Origin of the sequence: Wolbachia endosymbiont of Oedothorax gibbosus (genome assembly GCF_936270145.1) — a bacterium.
Classification (GTDB): domain Bacteria; phylum Pseudomonadota; class Alphaproteobacteria; order Rickettsiales; family Anaplasmataceae; genus Wolbachia.
Genome location: NZ_OW370537.1, coordinates 1,445,444 through 1,466,295 on the forward strand (window position 1 = coordinate 1,445,444; position 20,852 = coordinate 1,466,295).

Annotated in this window: 15 protein-coding genes and 2 pseudogenes; 7 read left to right on the forward strand and 10 right to left on the reverse strand. The window is 36.0% G+C overall.

The window, feature by feature from the left end:
• The first annotated feature begins 39 nt into the window (after positions 1–39).
• Both carB and NBW37_RS07050 read left to right on the forward strand, forming a co-directional pair.
• Complete coding sequence (gene carB / locus NBW37_RS07045) at positions 40–3,267, forward strand: carbamoyl-phosphate synthase large subunit (protein WP_250296306.1); 3,228 nt, start codon at positions 40–42, stop codon at positions 3,265–3,267.
• A 222-nt stretch (positions 3,268–3,489) separates the two neighbouring features.
• A complete protein-coding gene (locus tag NBW37_RS07050; RefSeq protein WP_250296307.1) occupies positions 3,490–4,689 on the forward strand; it encodes a hypothetical protein in 1,200 nt (399 codons plus the stop codon).
• Between the two features lie 159 nt (positions 4,690–4,848).
• On the opposite strand, the gene tsaD is transcribed toward NBW37_RS07050, so the two are convergent.
• From tsaD to NBW37_RS07065, 3 genes are all read right to left on the reverse strand, one after another.
• Complete coding sequence (gene tsaD / locus NBW37_RS07055; protein WP_250296308.1) at positions 4,849–5,856, reverse strand: tRNA (adenosine(37)-N6)-threonylcarbamoyltransferase complex transferase subunit TsaD; 1,008 nt, start codon at positions 5,854–5,856, stop codon at positions 4,849–4,851.
• A gap of 234 nt (positions 5,857–6,090) precedes the next feature.
• Entirely contained in the window at positions 6,091–6,327 is a 237-nt protein-coding gene (locus NBW37_RS07060; RefSeq protein WP_250297020.1) for a GIY-YIG nuclease family protein, read from the reverse strand.
• A gap of 383 nt (positions 6,328–6,710) precedes the next feature.
• Positions 6,711–7,448: a WD_0702 family putative metalloprotease gene (locus NBW37_RS07065; RefSeq protein ID WP_250296309.1), complete on the reverse strand. Its 738-nt coding sequence runs from the start codon at positions 7,446–7,448 to the stop codon at positions 6,711–6,713.
• 372 nt (positions 7,449–7,820) lie between these two features.
• Between NBW37_RS07065 and NBW37_RS07070 the strand changes: the two genes are divergently transcribed.
• From NBW37_RS07070 to NBW37_RS07085, 4 genes are all read left to right on the forward strand, one after another.
• Complete coding sequence (locus tag NBW37_RS07070; RefSeq protein WP_250296310.1) at positions 7,821–8,930, forward strand: outer membrane protein assembly factor BamB family protein; 1,110 nt, start codon at positions 7,821–7,823, stop codon at positions 8,928–8,930.
• A complete protein-coding gene (gene lpdA, locus NBW37_RS07075; RefSeq protein ID WP_250296311.1) occupies positions 8,923–10,293 on the forward strand; it encodes a dihydrolipoyl dehydrogenase in 1,371 nt (456 codons plus the stop codon). Before NBW37_RS07070 ends, lpdA begins: the two co-directional genes overlap by 8 nt.
• A 2-nt stretch (positions 10,294–10,295) precedes the next feature.
• Complete coding sequence (locus NBW37_RS07080; RefSeq protein ID WP_250296312.1) at positions 10,296–11,252, forward strand: tyrosine-type recombinase/integrase; 957 nt, start codon at positions 10,296–10,298, stop codon at positions 11,250–11,252.
• A gap of 307 nt (positions 11,253–11,559) precedes the next feature.
• Positions 11,560–12,432: an IS982 family transposase gene (locus tag NBW37_RS07085; protein WP_250295817.1), complete on the forward strand. Its 873-nt coding sequence runs from the start codon at positions 11,560–11,562 to the stop codon at positions 12,430–12,432.
• Here the strand turns inward: NBW37_RS07085 and NBW37_RS07090 are convergent.
• Together NBW37_RS07090 and NBW37_RS07095 are read right to left on the reverse strand one after the other, a co-directional pair.
• Positions 12,429–13,250 carry a hypothetical protein gene (locus NBW37_RS07090; protein WP_250296313.1) on the reverse strand — a complete coding sequence of 274 codons (822 nt, stop codon included), beginning with the start codon at positions 13,248–13,250 and terminating at the stop codon, positions 12,429–12,431. The two genes, NBW37_RS07085 and NBW37_RS07090, sit on opposite strands and share 4 nt — an antisense overlap.
• 79 nt (positions 13,251–13,329) lie before the next feature.
• On the reverse strand, positions 13,330–14,685 hold the full coding sequence (locus NBW37_RS07095; RefSeq protein WP_250296314.1) for a pyruvate dehydrogenase complex dihydrolipoamide acetyltransferase: 1,356 nt from the start codon (positions 14,683–14,685) through the stop codon (positions 13,330–13,332).
• 70 nt (positions 14,686–14,755) lie between these two features.
• Here NBW37_RS07095 and NBW37_RS07100 point away from each other — a divergent pair, with 70 nt between their 5' ends.
• The gene (locus tag NBW37_RS07100) at positions 14,756–15,220 is read left to right on the forward strand and encodes an SH3 domain-containing protein (RefSeq protein ID WP_250296316.1); all 465 of its coding nucleotides are present in this window, start codon (positions 14,756–14,758) and stop codon (positions 15,218–15,220) included.
• Positions 15,221–15,269: 49 nt separating this feature from the next.
• Here the strand turns inward: NBW37_RS07100 and NBW37_RS07105 are convergent.
• The 5 genes and pseudogenes from NBW37_RS07105 to NBW37_RS07125 all read right to left on the reverse strand — a co-directional run bounded on the left by NBW37_RS07105 (position 15,270) and on the right by NBW37_RS07125 (position 20,682).
• Positions 15,270–16,069: pseudogene (locus NBW37_RS07105) on the reverse strand (IS5 family transposase).
• Positions 16,070–16,270: 201 nt separating this feature from the next.
• Positions 16,271–16,774, reverse strand: coding sequence for a GDYXXLXY domain-containing protein (locus NBW37_RS07110; protein ID WP_250296318.1), 504 nt, complete (start codon positions 16,772–16,774; stop codon positions 16,271–16,273).
• Complete coding sequence (locus tag NBW37_RS07115; protein WP_250296319.1) at positions 16,759–17,853, reverse strand: DUF4401 domain-containing protein; 1,095 nt, start codon at positions 17,851–17,853, stop codon at positions 16,759–16,761. Before NBW37_RS07115 ends, NBW37_RS07110 begins: the two co-directional genes overlap by 16 nt.
• A complete protein-coding gene (locus NBW37_RS07120; RefSeq protein WP_250296320.1) occupies positions 17,846–18,865 on the reverse strand; it encodes a DUF2157 domain-containing protein in 1,020 nt (339 codons plus the stop codon). Before NBW37_RS07120 ends, NBW37_RS07115 begins: the two co-directional genes overlap by 8 nt.
• A gap of 426 nt (positions 18,866–19,291) precedes the next feature.
• A pseudogene (locus NBW37_RS07125) lies at positions 19,292–20,682 on the reverse strand (IS4 family transposase).
• Positions 20,683–20,852: the final 170 nt, after the last annotated feature.

Consider the following 20,852-nt stretch of genomic DNA (forward strand, 5'->3'; position numbering starts at 1 on the left):
ATTGGTAACATTACTTGAATAGAGATCGTTATTGTAATTATGCCGAAACGCACAGATATAGAATCTATATTAGTAATAGGAGCAGGCCCAATAGTTATAGGTCAGGCATGCGAGTTTGATTATTCAGGAACTCAAAGTTGCAAGGTATTAAAGAGCGAAGGCTATAAAGTCATTTTGGTTAACTCCAACCCTGCAACTATAATGACAGATCCTGAGTTTTCTGATGCAACATATATTGAGCCGGTGCTGCCTGAAATCATAGAGAAAATTATAATTAAGGAGAGGCCAGATGCAATATTGCCAACAATGGGTGGGCAAACAGCACTCAATTGTGCAATAAAACTTGCAGATGATGGAGTGTTAGACAAATACAACGTAGAATTAATAGGGGTAAATAAAGAAGCAATAAAAAAAGCAGAGGATAGAGAGTCATTCCGCCAATCCATGGATAAAATAGGACTGAAATACCCCAAAAGTATCATTATAAAAAATCAAGAACGAATAAAAGAGGCTTTGGATTACATTGGATTACCAGCAATTATCCGCTCGTCATTCACTCTTGGTGGCACAGGTAGTGGCATAGCATATAATAAAGAGGAGTTTTTTAACATTGCAGAAAGTGCTCTTAAAATTTCGCCAATAAATGAAGTTCAGATAGATGAATCAATTATTGGCTGGAAAGAATATGAAATGGAAGTTATCCGCGACTGTAAAGATAACTGCATAATAATCTGTTCAATAGAAAATGTTGATCCAATGGGAGTGCACACCGGAGATAGTATCACAGTTGCTCCTGCTTTGACTCTGCGTGATGCTGAATATCAACAGATGAGAAATGCATCTATAGCAGTGCTAAGAGAAATTGATGTTAGTGCCGGCGGTGCAAATGTTCAGTTTGCAGTGAATCCTAAAGAAGATGGAAGCCTCGTTGTAATTGAAATGAATCCAAGGGTTTCTCGCTCTTCTGCACTTGCTTCAAAAGCAACCGGCTATCCTATTGCAAAAGTTGTAACTAAACTTGCTATTGGCTATTCGCTCGATGAAATACGTAACGACTGTGCTCCAATAATACCAGCAGCATTCGAACCAGTGATTGATTATATCGTCACTAAAATTCCTCGATTTGAGTTTGAAAAATTTAAGGGAACGAATTGTGAATTATCAACCTCCATGAAATCAGTGGGAGAAGTAATGTCGATCGGCCGCACTTTTAATGAGTCACTGCAGAAAGCTTTTCGTTCACTTGAAACTGATCTTACAGGACTTGATGAAGTATTTCCTGGGAACATTGATATTGATCACGTAAAATCTCAATTAGCAAAATTGCTGCCAAACAGATTACTGATTGCTGCTGACGCAATGCGCCACGGAATTAGCATAGAAGAAATAAATTCGATTACAGGATATGACTTATGGTTTCTGCAAAATATGCAGCAAATTATATTAGCTGAACAAAAAATCAAGGAAAACGGCCTTCCTGAGACTGCATGTGAAATATTAGAACTAAAAAAGATGGGATTCTCGGATGCAAGGTTGGCAAAGTTAAGCAACAAGAAAGTAGAGCAGATTGAAGCAATAAGAAAAAGATTTGGCATTAAACAAGTTTATAAACGTGTAGACACCTGTGCAGCTGAGTTTGAATCGAGCACTGCTTATATGTATGGCTGCTATGAGGGTGATGTTGAAAATAAAACGGAATGTGAGGCAAATATTTCTGACCGAGAAAAGGTTGTCATTTTAGGAAGTGGTCCAAACCGCATTGGTCAAGGTATTGAATTTGATTATGCATGCGTACATGCAGCTTCTGCCGCCAAAGAAATGGGATATGAAACAATAATGATCAACTGTAATCCAGAAACCGTCTCAACTGATTATGATACCGCTGATCGTTTATATTTTGCCCCACTCATTGCAGAGGATGTGCTTGAAATACTAAGTAAAGAGCAAGAAAATGGCATACTAGTAGGTGTCATAGTTCAAATAGGTGGTCAAACACCTTTAAAGTTAGCCAAAGTGCTTAACGAGAGAGGTTTCAAAATTCTGGGAACTTCGTTTGATTCTATTGACCTTGCAGAAGATCGCATGAGGTTTAAAAATCTTGCTTTGCAACTTAATTTAAAACAACCTGAAAGTTCTATCTGCCATTCAGTAGAAGAAGCGTTAACCAACGCAGAAAAGGTGGGGTTTCCACTAGTAGTCAGGCCATCATATGTCCTCGGCGGTCAGTCTATGTCAATTAGACACGATACTCAGAGCTTTAAAGAGTATGTCTTGAATCAAACCAAAATTTTTGAACACGGATCGCTGCTTCTTGATAAATTTTTAGTCAATGCAGTTGAGGTTGACGTTGATGCTGTGTGTGATGGGGAAAAAGTTTTCATTGCAGCGGTCATGGAGCATATTGAAGAAGCTGGTATTCACTCTGGCGATTCAACATGCTCAATACCGACAAATACATTGAGTGACGAAGTAATAAAAGAGATCGAGCTCCAAACTGAAAGAATAGCATTAGCATTAAAAGTGAAAGGTCTGATAAACATTCAGTTTGCTGTTCAAGAGAGTGATGTATACATACTTGAAGTGAATTTAAGGGCTAGCCGTACAGTTCCTTTTATTTCCAAGGTAATCAATATTCCTATTGCAAAGCTTGCCACTCAGGTTATTTTGGGTAAAAAATTGAATCAGGGAAACAAGCCTTTCAATCATTTTGCAGTTAAAGCTGCTGTTTTTCCATTTACCCGCTTTGCAGGAGTTGATACTTTACTTGGTCCTGAAATGAAATCAACAGGAGAAGTAATGGGAATTGATTCATCTTTCGAAGCTGCACTTGCAAAAGTGCACATGGCTGCAGGATACAAGTTACCAACAGAAGGAGCAGCTCTGGTTTCAGTAAAAGATGATGATAAAGAGTATATATTGCCTGTTGTACGAATGTTGAAAGAACTGAGTTTTGAAATATATGCCACCAAAGGCACGGCTTTGTATCTGAACAATAACAGTATTGCTGCAAAAGCTGTAAATAAAGTGAGAGAAGGCAGACCCCACATAGTTGATATGCTCAAAGATGGAAAAATAAATCTAGTGATCAATACCTCAAAAGGTGTGAAATCAGTCTCAGATAGCAAAGATATCAGGAGAACTGCTATTTTACAAAATATAGCTTATAGCACCACAGCTTCTGGGAGTAAAGCGTTAGTGCTTGCAATTCAATATGTAAAGAATAGCAAATTGGAAGTGAAATCATTACAGCAGATACAAAACATTTAAATATCAAAACTAAAATAATTCATTGCTCTATCTCGAAATCGTGGTAGAGTAATGTAAGTCAAATTTCTTTACTGACTTGCCTATGTATTATAGTATTGATCAAAGAATTAATGGGTAATGGTTATATAACATGACTAAGAATAAGATAAAAAAGCAACAAATAATAGATCCACAAAATGTTAAAAGTAATATAAAGATCCGATGAAGTTCTCTTTCGATGATTTGTCAAACAAAACAGATGAACACGAAAGTGATAATTGGCGACAGAACTCTAGTGATCATGATTCAGATTATTCTTTTTTTTTGGAAGGTGGCTCACTTTTAATGGATCTAGGAATACCATTAACTGAAAATGAAGAGAAGCTGATTGATGAATTTTGTGGTGAGGTGGAGAAGGGTGTGAAAGAAACAAAGGACCAAGAAAGTGCTTTAAGGTTTATTCAAGAAATAACAAAGAGATATTTAGAGAAAGGGATAAGACTAAATGCACTTTACGGTGGGCATGATAAAACTGTAACAAATTTAGTATTTGAGGAAGTGGTGCACGCTACTCTCAATGAAGGTATGTCCCCTATCAATAGAATTGATCATTCTGATTTTGATAAAGAAGTATTATCAGATGAAAGTGAAAAAATCATGAAGGAGATCATTGACAGTTTATTGTTAAAAGGTGGGAAAGTAGCAAAATATATCTTCTCTGAGGGTGAGCTAGGACATGTAACTCTTGATTCTAATTATGAAAATAGTATCCTTGCGAAATGTGAGAAAATTAAAAACAATCTAAAAAATGTAGCATATGAAAGTATTGTAAACAAAAATAAGCAAACCCAAAAAGATAAGTTAGAAGTAGAGATAGATAATGGATGTTTTTGTATAAAATATCCACAAGATAGTACTGTTGAAGTTGCAAAAATCCTAAGCAATGAAAAGAATAAAGGTTTAAACTTAAGAGTTGGTATACTGCAAATTGGGAAAAGTATAGTAAGAGTTGAAAGCTACAACGGAAAAAGAAATTATCTGGATGTTTGTAAGCAAGGTGTAACATTATCTTTTGATAGTGAAGCAGGAAAAATCAGTATTCATCTAAATCCTAAGGAAGATAGTAATGAAATAGAAGTAAAGATTGATAAGGAGAGCGAAGCAAGGCTTAACGAGTTAGAAGATAAGAGGGAAAATTTAGGAGAAAGTTGTCTTTTAGGAGGAAAAAGTGTTTGGGAAGCTATACGAGATGGAAAATTTGAAGGAGATAGTATATCTAAAGAATCAACTAGCGTAATTGAACAACCAAATACTGCAACGAATACTCCACAATCTTACCTAGACGAAAATAATCACAAAACTAAAGAACAGGATATCTGTTCAGAAAAGTGGCAAGATAGGGTAAGAAGACAAAAAACTGTAGACACTGGGATGACACCTTGACAACCGTCATCCCACTACGTGTTAGCGAGATCTAGAGATACCGCGGCGGTATGACGTAGGACTGCTGTCATTCCGCTACGTGTTAGCGGCTAAGAGATACCGTGGCGGTATGACGTCGTGAAATCTTACCTTCATTACCTAATTCAGAATTGAGAGCTTTTAATAACTTTCCAATTCCCACTTTGGTCTTGGTGCAAAATTAAGTGGATCTATATAATTTTTCTGTAACCTTTCAATTCCTGCCCATCCAACCATTACTGCATTGTCTGTACATAGGTTGTTAGGGGGAAAAAATATGTTTAAGTTTATGTGTTGTTTTAATTTTTCTCTCAAGAAATTATTTGCTGCAACTCCGCCGGTAATCACAAAGTCATTGATTTTGATATTTAAAGATTCGGCCATAATAATCGCATTACTAACCCTGTCCAGCAGTATGTCACTAATACACTCTTGAAACGAAGCACATACATCACACACATCTTGCTCGCTCATTTTCAGTTCTTGCACTAAATTTTTTACTGCTGTTTTAATTCCAGAAAATGAAAAATTACATCCAGAACGTTTTATCATTGCCCTTGGCAATTTAAATCTTGCACCATTGCCTTTTTTAGCTAACTTTTCAATTAATGGGCCTCCAGGATAGCTTAAACCCATCATCTTTGCAACTTTATCGAACGCTTCACCCAGCGAGTCATCGAGCGTTTCTCCAAGTTTAATGTATTTACCTACATCCTGTGCAATTAAAAATTGACAGTGACCACCTGATATTAATAGGACTAAAAATGGAAATCTTACCTCATGCAGTAACCTAATAACCAATGCATGCGCTTCTAAGTGATTCACCGCAATGAACGGTTTTTGTGCTACATGCGCAATTGCTTTAGCCATCATTGTACCAACTATTAATCCACCTATGAGTCCTGGTCCTGATGTTGCTGCAATTGCATTGAGGTCACAAAAGTTAAGGTTAGATTTTTTTACAGCGCTTTTTATCAGACCACTTAAATGTTCCATATGAGCACGTGAAGCTATTTCAGGGATCACCCCACCACGTTTTTTGTGTTCTGCTTGGGAGAGAATTTCGTGAGCAAGGACTTGCTTGTCACTATTTACAATCGCTACTGCAGTTTCATCGCAGCTTGTTTCAACAGCTAAAATGGTTTTCATTTATATTTAGTTACTGTATTACCAAAACTATACTTTGAAACGCTATAGAAGTTAACTGCAAAGTTAACTTCTATAGCTAAAAGATTTACCGACAACCGTCATTCCGCTGCTTGTTAGCTGATGAAATATCGCAAATGAATCTACAATCGTATGAACATTGCGCCATTGAGATGGAGTACTTTCTTGTTATTCCAGGTCTCCTCTCTCGTCATCCCAGTGCGTGACACTGGGATCTCACTTAGTAATTTCGTAATATAAATCACACCAATTTGGATTTTTTCTTGCAACTAAATTGATTTTCCATTCCCTTCTCCAACTTTTTAGAAGTTTTTCTCTATTAAGAGCCGAATCTACGTCTTGAAATTCTTCAAAATAAACTAATTTTTGTACATTATATTTCGACGTAAAACCGGGAATAACCTTGTTCTTATGCTCCCAAATTCGTTTAATTAAACTCGATGTAACACCTATAGCTAACCCAAGAAAGGTTTTCCTAGGTCATACCGCGATTTATTCGCGGTATCTCAGCATAGATTCCGCTAACACGTAGCGGAATGACGAATTTTTGTTTTTCAAATTATCGGTAAACCTAAGTCACTTTAGCTATATATATATAGCCTTATTGTGTCTACTTGCAAGTATATAAATATAATAGTTTTTCATAAAATTTAGATCCCAGTGTCACGCACTGGGATGACAGGAAGAGGAGACTGAGATGACAAATGTGAGTGCTGATGTAACAAATGTAAATGCTCGAATGACATCAATAGTTATATACATTTTATCACTAAACTAGACGTTCGTACAGTCGTGGAATGAATTGCGGTATGACGTAGGAAAACCTGCACTATAAGCTAATCATCATCTCCAAATATAGAGCTAATTTTTTTGCCCCCAGGAGAAAATTTGTTAGTCCAACTGCTTTGCACTTTGGTTACGTCTTTAGTGGCAGTTTTATTGCTGTACTCCTTGATTTCCTTATCTATTCTCTCCATTATTTGTGGATCAAGGTAGCTCTTTTTCCATTGGTCAGTAGCAAGGAACACTTTGTTTAAATCTTGAGTGCGGATTAAGTATTCTTTGTCTTTAGGGTAAACTTCCTGCGCCCAAGCAAATAGCTCAAAATAGCGTGCAAATAATTCAGATGCACGTGATTTTGCAGTTTGATAAGCCTGTATCTCCTTAAATATAACTTGGCCGATAATTTTCTGTACAAGAATATTTGCTTGCTTTAGGTTCTGCTCAATATCTTGATAAACTTTATGGAGAAATTCCTGTTCTAAACTTAAGTTCAGTTCATTTTCAACCATATGTGAAAGTTCATGCACTATAATGTATGGGTTTGACCTTCTTAGCACAATAACATATCTATTTACACTGGAAGACCTGATTGTCTTACACATTCCCTCTTCCATATCCACTAATCCCTCTTGGTATATTTCAAATGAGAGCCTGTTTTGCTTTATTAGTGATAAAGTGAGGTTTAATGTGTTTCTAAACTTCTCAAATTGATAGAGATATTCGACATACCGTATTGCATTTTCACTGCTTCCTACTCCCGTTGCTTGTTTGATTAAATTCCTGATTAGCATGCCTTATTATTAAAGGAATTTTTTTTATACTCAAGGATTGATTGGCTACAAAGTATTTTTAGGAAGCCTGATTGCAGATGTAACTAATGAAGATCACATCACTGCATGAACATTTGTGTTTAACGAAACGAATGTTGTCATTCCAGTGTCAGCTACTTGCATGACACCATTTGCTGTGCAGTTTACCTTCAAAAATGAATGTTCGTACAGCTATGCAAGTTGCCGCATAGTGGATGAGCTCTAAGAGTATAGTTTTACATAATAATGTGATATTTTGTTCATAAATCAATGTTTCAACGTACAACAAGAACATTTTCATTGTGATTAAGATTTCTAGTATGTATATTAATAAATCTTGTTCTCAACTAAGTAATGAAAGTAATAATTATTATAATAATGTTACTGTGTAGCAACTATACAATGGCAAGTGAGCGAATAAGTCTAGTGGATAAAAAACTATCTCAAGGATATGTAGCTCCAGTGCTTACAGAAAATAGCGTTATTTTACCAGACAAGCACGGCGCTTTATATTCCTTTGATATTGATAACTCAAAGGCTATGAATTGGAAATTACACCTCTCACATAGGAAAAAAATTGGTAACATGAGCCTATTGTGTCACGGAGGAAATGTTTTCTTTATAGTGGATAACGTTCTACACACAATAGATGCAAAAACCGGCGAGATTCAGTGGGAAAAAGAATTGAGAGCTCCAGTAAGAGGGAAAGCAGCAGTAATAAATAATAAATTGGTAGTATTGACTATTGATAATTATCTGTACGTGTTTGATATAAAAGACGGCAGCTCCGTTTGGACTTATCAAAACGGTATCAATGAGGTTCGAGGTTTGTATTCCATATCGCCAGCAATTTCTAATGATAAAATAATAGCACCATTTTCAAATGGTGAGTTAATAGCTTTTGACGAAGATGGTAAAAAATTGTGGAGCCAAAAATTGGCTACAAACCTTTTGGATACACAGCTCACAGATGTAACTACTACACCGAGAGTGCTTGGCGATACTTTAATAGCTACAAATAATTCTTATATTTATGGTATTGACGTAAAATCAGGAAATATTTTATGGTCAAAGTCACTGCAAGTAAAAAGTGTATCAGACATTGAATCATATTACAGTCCTCTTATCCCTGCAGAGAAACAAAGAGCCGGTGGCAGAATCTTTATAGTGACCAAAGATAATAAAATAATTGGCCTGGATATAAAAAATGGAGAAACAGTCTGGGCATCTGATTTAATAGAAAATACGCAATTGTTTGCTCCAATTATTCATGCCCATACACTGTGGGTGACAAGCAATAAAGGTTCAATGCTTGCTTTTCCTGGATCTGAAAGTGCAGGAAAGGTAGTCAAAGTACCTGGTAATGTGTTTCACACTCCAGTGTTTACTAACGATAAAATATATGTAACAACTGAGGGAAATGGTGTTTATTCTTTAGAAAATAGGTTTGTTCTTTATGATTGATTATGATCTGATTGTTATAGGTGGTGGTCCAGGCGGTTATAAGTGTGCTATCGCTGCTGCAAAACTTGGATTGAAAGTTGCCTGTATAGATAAAAATAGCATTTTTGGTGGCACATGCCTGCGAGTGGGGTGCATACCCTCCAAAGCATTGCTCCACTCTTCCTATCAGTATGCTCACACGAAAAATGATCTGTCAAAGCTTGGCATAAAAATTAAGGACGCAAGTTTCGACTTAAAAGAAATGCTAGGCTATAAGGATGCCAGAGTTCAGGAACTTGGAAAAGGTATAGAATATCTGTTTAACCTTCACAAAATCACTAAAGTCAATGGGCTTGCTTCTTTTGACCAAGGTAATCTTGAGGTTTCAGTTGAAGGTAAGGTGCTGAAGGCAAAAAATATAGTAATTGCAACCGGTTCTGACGTTATTTCTCTGCCAGGAATTAATATCGATGAGAAAGACATTATTTCGTCTACTGGTGCACTATCTTTAACTGAAGTACCAAAAAAACTTGTCGTAATCGGAGCCGGGGCAATAGGGCTTGAAATGTCTTCTGTATGGAGCAGGCTAGGGTCTGAAGTCACTGTAGTAGAATTTTTTGACAGAATCGCTGCAGCAATGGATGGAGAATTAAGTAAGTCTCTACTTTCTAGTCTACAAAAACAAGGAATAAAATTTTTACTTAGCACTAAAGTTGAGGGAATAAAACAAAGTAGTAACTCTTTGAGTGTGAAAGTTTGCTCTGTAAAAGATAATCAAACAAACACTATAGAGGCGGATAAGGTATTGGTGGCGGCAGGGCGCAAACCATGCACTGAGGGTCTTGAAAAAATAAAAAAAGATAATCGTGGTTTCGTTCAAGTTAACAACAGATATGAAACTAATGTGAAAGGAATATTTGCTATTGGTGATGTGATCGGTGGAGCAATGCTTGCTCATAAAGCAGAGGAAGAGGGAGTTGCAGTTGCGGAAATAATAGCAGGACAATTACCTCACGTTGATTATGAAATCATACCATCTGTCATTTACACTCACCCTGCAGTTTCTTCGATTGGTAAAACCGAAGAGGAACTCAAAAATGCTGGCCGTGAATACAAAGTGGGTAAGTGTCAATTTGCTGCAAATGGCAGAGCAAAAATCACTGATGATGCTGAAGGATTCGTGAAAGTGCTGACTTGTAGCAGAGCAGATACAATACTCGGTGTGCATATCATAGGGGCATACGCTGATACGCTAATCAACGAAGCAGCGGTTGCAATGGCATATGGCGCAGCAGCAGAGGATATATACAGAATTTGCCACTCTCATCCTGATATAAATGAAGCCTTTCGAGATGCGTGCATTGATGCTTTCTTTAAAAAATAATTGTGGACCTCGGTTCAATCATTGAAAAATGGCATGAGTGGCTGAGGTGCAACAGATCTTATTCACCAAACACTTTAGAGTCATACATGAGGGACTTGAAGGATCTTATAAGTTTCCTAAATACTCACATTGGTGGAGAAGTAAATGTCGGCACTTTGGAAAAATTGAGCGTACCTGAGCTCAGAAGTTGGCTTACCTCTCGTTACGCAAGAGGTGTGAATGCAAGATCCAACACTCGAGCACTCTCAGTAATCAGAAATTTCTTCAAGTATATAAAAAATAATTACGATATAGACAATGAGGCCGTATTCTCTTTATCAAGGCCAATTCAGAGAAGAACTTTGCCCAAAGCACTTTCAATATCTAATATAAAAACTTTATTGAAAGAAATGAAACTATCCGACCTGGGCGAACCTTGGGTGGTAAAAAGAGAAATTGCGATTATCGTCCTGCTATATGGTACAGGCTTAAGAATCAGTGAAGCGTTGAACCTTAGGGTTAGTGATATTAACAATGAAAGTTTAATAGTAACAGGTAAAGGAGATAAACAAAGGCAGGTATTCATTCTCCCAGTAGTAAAAAAATGTATACAAGAATATGTAAAAGCCTGTCCTTACCTTGATGAAGCACAACATCTTTTTGTGGGAGTAAGAGGAAAAAAATTGGGAAGAACTTATGTGGCTAATCGTTTGCAAAAAATAAGGAGAATGTTAAATTTACCAGAAATTTTATCTCCACATGCATTTCGCCATAGTTTTGCTACTCATTTGCTTCAGGAAGATATTGACATAAGATCAATACAACAACTGCTTGGCCACTCAAGCCTGGAAACTACTCAAATTTACACTCACCTCAATTATCAAGATGTTTTTAATATGTATAAGAATTTTCAGCAGAGTTTGGAGAAGAAATCGTGTCCGTTCAGCCAATGGCGTCAACTTAAGGAAAAATATCGGTGATAGTGTATAAAATTTCTCTCTAAAATTTTTACCATTAAATTACCTAAAAGCTGCAATAAATAGCACTTTTGTTGCTGTTTTATTTCAACAAAGAAGTCTAAAATGTCCTTAAGTTGACGCCATTGGCTGAACGGATACATAAAGGATATAATATTTTGAAAAGATACCCTACCTTTGCATATACAAAGATAGGGTAATATTTGATTAACGCCCCTTTAACCCCAGTTGCGGATTAGAAGTCAGTGAAAAAGATAGGGAAATAGGGTAAACTCCGGAAACATATTATCAAAAAGTAGAGAGGTTACCCATGAATAAAAATGTAACAGAATTATTTTGCTTTGTAGACGATTTTTGCAAGGCTATAAACAAAAATTTCGCAGAAAAACTCCTGCCAAACAGTAAAAAACCTACCAGAACGCCAGAGATTACGCATTCTGAAATTCTTACTATAATTTTACTTTATCAACAATCTAGATGTGAGGACTTTAAATCTTTCTATACATATTATTTGAAAGCACTATATGGATCTGAGTTTCAAAATTTGCCAACATATAGTAGATTTATTAGGCTAAAACCGAGGGTTTTATGGTATTTAGCATTACTTTTGCAATGGCTATGTGAGCAGTCGAAAATGACAGGGATTTCGTACATAGATGCAACATCTATCGCTGTTTGCCATCCAAAAAGAATCTCAAGAAACAAAGTTTTCAAAGGATTGGCAAAGCTTGGAAAGACTACATATGGCTGGTTTTTTGGTTTTAAATTGCATATGGTAATTAATGAAAAAGGTGAAATTCAAGGAGTTACACTTACTAAAGGTAACGTTGACGACAGAAAACCAGTACCAAAATTAACTGAAAAACTGACTGGTCTTTTGTTTGGTGATAAGGGCTATATAAAGAAAGAGCTCTTTGCAAAACTCTTCGATAGAGGACTAAAACTCGTTACCAAAGTAAAAAAAGGTATGAAAAACACATTAATGCTACTTGAAGAAAAGATTTTTTTAAGAAAAAGGTCGATTATTGAAACAGTTTTTGGCTACCTAAAAGACAGACTTGAGCTTGAGCATTCAAGGCACAGGTCTCCAATAAATTTCTTGGTGCACGTCTTTTCCACATTAGTTTCATATTCCATGAAGCCTAAAAAGCCCTGTATTTCTAGATTTTACTATATTGATTAATCCGCAACTGGGGTCTTTACTATATTATTACCTTGTTCAAACTTTCTGATTAATTCGCTTACGTTGACATTAGATAATTTTTTACCTGCAGATTTGTCATTATGTGAAGCATCAGGTTTACGAAGGTCTTCCTTACTGTTACTCCTAGTAATATTACATCTGACAATGTTTGAATTATTAGACTTATCGCTTATATCTGAAATATTGCTTTTTTCACTACATGAAGACGAATTACTTGACATATTGTCTAAGCTAAAGCGCTTTTTACCTTGATAGATTGGATTCCAATCAAGAGGATTGTAAGTTTTTTTGCTAGTCTCAACCTTTTGCTGTTTAGGAGAAAAACCTAGGTTTTCTCTTTCTTTCTTGCTTAGTGTTTTGAGAAATTTTACGGTTTCCAATTCATTTTCTGCAGCTAAAGTAACTTTCTTTTCTTCCATAACATTAGGCTTTGGAACAGCAGAATCAGCTTTCTCTCTGGCATTTAATTTATTAGTGCTTTCATGAATGTCAATATTATGATTTTTCATCAAATTTTGCATTGTTGGGCCAAATGTTCTTCCAAGATTGCTACTCACTGTTTTATTACTATCATTTGCTTGGGAATGAGATGCATTTTGCTCAAAAATCGCTTTTATTCCAGCAAATTTAGCTTGGGAAGATTTCGGAGGAACAGGTGGATTAAGCTTCACTATTTTTTCTAACTCATTCTGCGACGATAACTTGGTCTCTGGTGCTCTTGGTGGGGCAACCATGCCTTTTGAGTTTTCATTTTTAGGAAAAATTTCTGGATTATTTTTTTCTACTGTAGTATTCATTTTTTTACCTCTAAACCTATTAACTAATAAAATTATAAACTTAGAGGTATTAATTTTGTAATAATAATGCTAATAGGTTTCAAATAAGCATTGCCAGAGGATTCTCTATATAATGCTTAAAAGCGTTTAAAAATTTTGCTCCGAGTGCTCCATCAACCGTTCTATGGTCAACAGAAAGTGTTACTGTCATTATTTCTGCTATCTCTATTTTCTCATTCATAACAATTGGTTGTTTTTTGGATGCACCAACTGCCATAATGCAAGATTGCGGCGGATTGATTATAGCACTGAAGGCTTTTATACCAAACATTCCTAAATTAGAAATAGTAAACCCACCTCCTTGAAATTCTTCTGGCCTTAATTTTCCAGATCTTGCTCTGCTTACTAAATCTTTCACTTCTTTTGATATAGATAAAATACCCTTTTTATCAGCATTTTTTACTATAGGAGTAATTAGCCCATCTTCAAGTGCCACAGCGATTGAAATATCTACATTCGAGTATTTAAGTATTTTATTATCTATCCACGAAGAATTTATATCAGGAAATTTTTTCATGCTAAAAGCCACAGCTTTTATAATTAAGTCATTAATTGTTACTTTATTGTTTTCATCTGCTGAGTTAATCTCGTTTTTTAACGATATTAACTTATCAACCTGGCAATCTACAGTTAAATAAAAATGTGGAACATTCTGTTTGGATTCAGTCAGGCGCTGTGCTATCACTTGGCGCATGTTACTTACTTCAACTATCTCAGGACTTTCAGTGCGTATACCACTGTCTAAAAACTCCAACACATCAGCCTTAATTATGCGACCGTATGGACCTGTACCTTTTAATTGCTGCACGTTAACCCCTTCATTTTGAGCTATTTTCTTAGCTAATGGACTTATTTTTGTTCTACCTTCTGTTCCTTCCTCTTTTCTAGATCCCAGTGTCAAGCACTGGGATGACACTGGAGAGTTGGATGACATTGAGGAGCTGGATCCCAGTGTCACGCACTGGGATGACATTGAGGAGTTCGATGACATTGGAGAGTTGGATGATATTGAGGAGTTCGATGACACTGAAAAATTGGACGATGTTGAGGAGTTGGATGGCACTGAGGGATTGGTTTCAACTTCTTTCTTAGCTTCAATATTGGTAGCAGAAGTTGAAACATAGTTACCGAGTGCACTTTCATCTTCTCCTTCTTCCAGCATTAAAGCTATCAGTTGATTTACAGGCACGCCACTTGTTCCTTCTGTTACTAAAATTTTTGCTATGACTCCTTCATCCACAGATTCAAACTCCATTATGGCTTTATCAGTCTCTATCTCAGCAATTACATCGCCTACTTCAACTTTGTCTTGTTCTTTTTTATGCCACTTAACAATTTTTCCTCCAGTTTTGCTCATTGTCGGAGAAAGAGCAGGCATCAATATTTCTATAGGCATTGATTTTGTATTTAAAGATCTATTCAATTTTTAATTTACTCTTTATCTTATGTCAACCTAATCGTGAATTATGACGAATAAACTATCCCTCACGTCATCCCAGTGCGTGACACTGATTATCCTATTGTTTTTATTATTTAGCCATAGCTTGTTTGCTAATAACTTTGTTTCAACAAAATCAAGTAAGATCAACATGAGAACGGGGCCAGGGTTTCACTATCCTATAAAATGGATATACACTTGCAAAAATCTGCCCCTGAGAGTGATAGAAGAGTTTGAGAGTTGGAAAAAGGTCTGCGATATAGATGAAGACTGTGGATGGATAAAAGGCTATCTGCTTAGTGATAAGCGCCGCGCAATGATAAAAGAAGATACTTATGGATATCAAAAACAGAGTGTAGACAGCAAGATTACTATGAAAATAGACAAGTTTATTGTGATGAAGATAGAAAAATGCAACGAAGAATGGTGCTTTCTTTCCACCCCAAAACGCAAAGCATGGGTACAAAAAAAACATATATATGGGGTTGATTAGGTTGACAAAAGATCTGAATTAACACTAGACCTCTTTCGAAACTTCAGATCTACAACTCCCAATTATAAATTCCAGCAATAAGGTTAAATCTCAATCCAAAACGTTTTCGTCTATTTCGATATCGATCTGCGATAATTTTGAATCTTTTCAGCAAACCTATAACATTCTCAACCACAACTCTTTGACTTGCAAGCTCTTGATTTTCTTTCTTTTCTACCTTATTCAACTGCTTCTTTTTCGTCTTCCTGTACGGTAATTCAACATTTTTATGTATCTTTTGCATTCCTCTGTGAATCAGCTAAAACTTTCATGTCCGGGACTATGTGCATTCTTGACTCCTTAAAAAGCCGAAAATCATCCATTTGAGAAAGATGTGCAAATGATCTTTTTGCTTTTCTTTTCTGCAATTATTTGTGTTTTTATACTGTGCTTTTTCTTTTTTCCTGAATAAAACCGTTTTTACTTTTTTTGGGTCTTTCCACAGGAGTTTCTGTTGCATCGATCACTATATTCCATATCGCTTTTTAGAAGTTCTTTTCGTCCTGGCAACGCAAAATCTGGATGTTTTACCAATGTATCTTCAATCCACTTTATTATTTTATAGGTCGTACTTTCGCTCATACCATAACTTCGACCAATGTGGAAATATGTCCGATATTCTCGCAAATATTCCAATGCCATAAATAGCCTGTCTTCTATACAGAGCTTGCTTTTGCGCCCACTCCTTGCTTTTTTTCGTCTATCTTCTTCATCTATAATTTCTACCATTTTATTAAATGTTGACCTTTTTACTCCTGTCAGCCGCCGAAATTCTTCATTATCTAATTCCTTGTTTTGTTCATATCTCATACTTTTAAATGTATGATTTTATACTAATTTTTGCTCTTTGCCAATTTTGAAAGAGGTCTATTAGTGCTGTCCTTATTTGTAAAAGACATTCCTGACTTTTCCGCCACCTTTTTCTTGCTAAGGTCAAGTTAGCAATGCCTGAATTTTGTACACAGGACTTAGAAAGAAAAAGCCCAGTATTTTTCGTTCTTTCTTCATTCCTTAATCCGCAATTGACGTTTTAACAACTATTTCTTGCCTATTCTGATCTGCTAATCCAACAAGTAGATAATTGCCTGAATTGTCGAATTTAAATAAACCATATTTAGCATTTTGATAATGCTGAGCGTGTCCCTCCTGAAAAAAGAATGAATTAGGAATGATGCGTATGTCATACTGCCTGCGGAAATATAATAATTTCTCACCAGAGATCAAATTTTTCCCTTTATCATGAAAGCGGACAAATTGTGCTACGTTATTCTCATCTGGGCTAATCACCATATATCCACGTTTCTGATGTGGTGCCAGCTCTTGTATAGGCGTATTACGCTCTATAGCATACCTAAATTGCATATAGTCCCCTTGCATAAGCGAGCGCGGATCAGCAGGAGTAAGTTCAAGCAATAGAGTTTCACCATGTTTTTTGATCTGTTCTTTTTCGTAAATGCCATAATTCATAGCTACCAGAACAATTACAGATAACACAATCATCACTTTTGTGCGCATGATGTGCCCCAGCCTTTATTGCGCAAATAAAATCTTCCTGCCAACAGTACGATTCCGCTTCCTATAAGAATATAAGATTTCTCCATTAAGGAAATATTGAGTGTATAGTAGTATAAGAACAAGAATACCGGCATGAATAAGGCTCCTGCTATGATTAGTAATTTTTCATGTTTGCTGTAGCCGAGTACCATTAATCCAATAGTAAGTAATATACCTGAGTTTGAAATTAATCCCAAGATTACTGCACCTATAGATGCCAGTATCAATGGTCCGTGTTTTAGTTTTTCTATACTACCTGCAGCCCAGCCAAATAAGGCAATCAGTCCACTGGCCAATGCCATTTTGATGAAGCCAGGGTAAATTAGTTCTTTATGTTGCGAATTTACAAGTTCTGCACAGTCCAAATACAGTACAGTAGCGCAGAGTGAAAAGACGAATGCATAAGAGATAGGAATATAATCACGCTTAATTTTTCCATGCGTCAGCAGAATGGCCGCACTAGCTAACTGGAATAAGAAGAAGCTGTTTAACAGCAAATCTATTGAACCTCCATCTTTATTTACAATAATATATATATTTATTAAGATGGAAAACAGCACAGCAAAAGAGGAGAGGAAGCGATCAATTGATATTCGATAAATGTGGTACGTGATGCTAACGATAATAAGTAAAGCTAAGGTTATACCCCAACAAGAATTCAACATTTCCCCAAAACCGTACACAAAAATGGTCTTGCCGACTACCATCAATGCAAACGAAAGCTGCATGTAAAAACTGTGTTTGATCATATCATTGTGATCAGCAATCTTTTGTAACCCTATAGCCCCAGCGACGAAGACCATTCCCCAAATAATCAGCCCTTTCTCATTAGCGAAGTCAATAATACTAGCAGCACTTAAAAAGCAAATAAAACATACCGATATGATAAATGCACCAATACCAATCACAACTCTCAGATAAATTGGCAGCTCCTTCTCTTTTTGTTGACTGATAATAAAATCAGACAGCCCATTATCAATGGCAAAACCTTTGCTATTTAGCTGTTGAAGTAGATGTGCTGCATTGTATTTGTTAGACATGATCAATCTCCATTTCTTTTACTATTTTTCGTAAATATGTTATGGCATAAGTGAATACACTAAGTGTTGTCAAACTCATCAATAGAAACATAATCGCACTTCCATCAAGCATTTCATAAAGTATCTTGAAAACTGCTGCTTCCAAAATAAAGCAGATGGAAAGCACTACAGCGGCTAATGACCACATATCCAACAACCTATAGCGATAGAAGAAATATGCTGATCCATGTCCAATAAGGCCAATAATACTACTCAACTTAATAGATTTTGTAGCATAGTTTGGTTCGTCTATCCAAACTATGCTAGGAATTAGCATGATCAATAACGTTGCAATGGTGAGCACTACTCTTGTCCATCGTACGGCAAGCCATTCGTACGTTTTTACCGTGGCAAAATATTCACGTAGTGCCAAAGCAATACCATTGAGAATGGCTAAGTAGGAAAAGATCATAAACTCCATTTCGCTAGTAGGCAAAGCTGCTTGTTCCCACCATAATACAAGAAAGATGTTGGTAATCACCAGCCATAAAATCCATTGTGCAGCAAAATTAGAGATAAGTGTCCAGCCGATCGTTAGCAGTGACCACATCATGAAAAGCTGATAGGAATCTGCACCAGTCTGATAAATCTGTCCGAATACTGCCATAAACACACCTACCAATACACTTGCAGAAAGTAACAATACTTGCCCATTAGCGTGTTGTAAAGAATGGAAATAGACTCCGATGAGACAGGAAATAATAAAAAATTGGATAGAAAAAAGCTTCATAGCTGAAGTAATTTTTGTCCAATTAAAAGCAAAGAAACAGACTATACCACACAATATAAGCACTACACCGACAGTTAGTAGTAACCTAGATATCCATAAACCCCATTGATTGTGAGGATAAAGAAGAGTTAAGGCATACTCTCTAGCCTCTTGCGTAATTTTCCCATGCGAATGGAGTCCTTCAACTAACCTGCGATTTGCAGGAATTTGCTCAAGTGTATAGTGATATTTTTCTGTATCCATAATAATTATCTTATTGAAGTACCCACTTTGTAATACTGTTTTATAATTACATATCTTTAAATTTCAATTAAACTATATAGTTTGTATATATTTTATCTACTCTTTAAATTCTGTTTCTATAATAAATAGATTTTTATTGCCTACATGGTTGGATAAAATTACAAAAAAAAAATTTTAAAAAACGTAATTGATCAAGCATGCACAAAAGCAACTCACAGAGTAGATAATGCAAAAAAATAGAAGCTAATATTCAAATACAAAATGTTTACAAACCATTTTAGAAAAGCCTTCAAATTGTTTATGTAGGGTCGAGAACTGGCGCGCCTCCTTTAGGGTTTAGTGGCTATTCCGTCGTTTTCACTGTGGGCCTCAATCCAAATTCCCATGTTAACGTTTCCAGCTCCCGCCTCGTCAAACACCTTACTATTACCCACAAGTATAAAATTCATGAGCGAGCCTCCATCCTTCTGCCAAATCAAAGAGACGTTTCCATCCTTTCCAAAGAGCAGAAGGTCCTGGCTCTAAATCACTTTTCCTTGCTAAATAACCACCTAATTGAGCAATCCATTTCTTTTATAGTAGGTGCTATATTAGGGCATGGTCTCTTATGTATTTTAACGTATAAAACTTTCCACTCTTCTTCAGCCAATAAGGCAGTACACGGTAATGTTGCTTGCAATTGATGTAATAAATAAAATTCTCCAAGCGATAATACTCATAACTGTTAAATACCGCATTAATCTTTCTGCTGTTTCAAGTCTACACTCCTCAACTTTTAGACCAGATTTTAAGATTTTATGAAATATCTCTATCTTCCATCTAAGGCAATACCAACTAACTTTTTCAACAGCCTCGTCAAATGTATTGACTGGAAGGTTTGTTAAAAGCATCCACTCTAGTGTATCTATTCCAGGGAAAGGATTTTTTTCAGTAACATAGACTGCATAAAATGGTAGATTAGGTAATTTTTCTGTCCTGTGCCTAATATTATTTTTAGATGGATTCATCATAAACCTTCCAAATCTAACTTCTAAATATGCCGTCCTTTTTGGCTTATCATCTTTTGCGGGAATTGCAGCTTCTATTGTACCCGCACAAGAGGAGGACTTCCCATAACTTTTGTTTGTTTTTTCTAGGACATCGATACTTTCTGTTTACTACTCTATTTTGGCAAGCTCTTACTAAAACTGCTGAGTTAAGACTATGTGCAAGTTCGAAAAAATCATACATATCTGCTTCTCTATCGCATATAGTTATAGTTTCAGCCTGAGATGAATCCATACTACTATTTGTTTTTTTTAAAGTTTCTATCCACTTTATACTCTCTTTATCTTCAATATGAATAGTATCGTTTTTCTTGATCTGGCTTTTATCTTCTTCAGAAATAGTAGGCCTCAAATAAACCTTTTATTCCTAGCGCCAAGCCTTCTGTACTCACAGCAAAGGCTGTATGCATTATAATTCCTTTAGGTTCCCCTTTTTCTTGAGATATCTCCCAACCCACTTGTTTTTTTATGGTGAGTATATGAAATATAACTTGTATCTTGAATCACAAGAACCCTTTTGTGAGCTTTCGTTCTTTCAGCTGTTTTAGCAACATGTGAAGCTAAAATATCACTTTCTTTTACATTTTCATTTTGAAAAAAACGATATGCTGCTTTTGCTTCTGACCAACTTCCGCATGCCTGATTAATTGAGCTTTCAGGTAAACTTGCCAGACTATCAGCAAGAGTTACTAACCGGTCAGTTAATCTTTTATCTCCAAGTACTGCATCTCCAAATTCATCTTTAGCCCATTCATTACTTTTGTTCGCCATTTTATACCCTCAATATTGCAAACTTTAATATTGTAATACTCTATTTATAAATCCATTTATATTTGTGGGTAATAGTAAGCGCAGAAGAGAGTGCTGGAATAACAGAAAAATCTAATCTATTTTCTCTTGATGAATAAACCTCGGTAGAGTATAGTAGCAATGTGTTTATG

What these genes read in the sequence shown, in the direction of transcription:
- NBW37_RS07070 (WP_250296310.1), top strand. Translation starts at nt 7,821, where the DNA reads ATGAAAGTAATAATTATTATAATAATGTTACTGTGTAGCAACTATACA.
- lpdA (WP_250296311.1), top strand. Translation starts at nt 8,923, where the DNA reads ATGATTGATTATGATCTGATTGTTATAGGTGGTGGTCCAGGCGGTTAT.
- NBW37_RS07065 (WP_250296309.1), bottom strand. Translation starts at nt 7,448, where the DNA reads ATGCTAATCAGGAATTTAATCAAACAAGCAACGGGAGTAGGAAGCAGT.
- NBW37_RS07110 (WP_250296318.1), bottom strand. Translation starts at nt 16,774, where the DNA reads ATGCGCACAAAAGTGATGATTGTGTTATCTGTAATTGTTCTGGTAGCT.
- carB (WP_250296306.1), top strand. Translation starts at nt 40, where the DNA reads ATGCCGAAACGCACAGATATAGAATCTATATTAGTAATAGGAGCAGGC.
- NBW37_RS07085 (WP_250295817.1), top strand. Translation starts at nt 11,560, where the DNA reads ATGAATAAAAATGTAACAGAATTATTTTGCTTTGTAGACGATTTTTGC.
- tsaD (WP_250296308.1), bottom strand. Translation starts at nt 5,856, where the DNA reads ATGAAAACCATTTTAGCTGTTGAAACAAGCTGCGATGAAACTGCAGTA.
- NBW37_RS07090 (WP_250296313.1), bottom strand. Translation starts at nt 13,250, where the DNA reads ATGAATACTACAGTAGAAAAAAATAATCCAGAAATTTTTCCTAAAAAT.
- NBW37_RS07095 (WP_250296314.1), bottom strand. Translation starts at nt 14,685, where the DNA reads ATGCCTATAGAAATATTGATGCCTGCTCTTTCTCCGACAATGAGCAAA.
- NBW37_RS07100 (WP_250296316.1), top strand. Translation starts at nt 14,756, where the DNA reads ATGACGAATAAACTATCCCTCACGTCATCCCAGTGCGTGACACTGATT.
- NBW37_RS07120 (WP_250296320.1), bottom strand. Translation starts at nt 18,865, where the DNA reads ATGGATACAGAAAAATATCACTATACACTTGAGCAAATTCCTGCAAAT.
- NBW37_RS07115 (WP_250296319.1), bottom strand. Translation starts at nt 17,853, where the DNA reads ATGTCTAACAAATACAATGCAGCACATCTACTTCAACAGCTAAATAGC.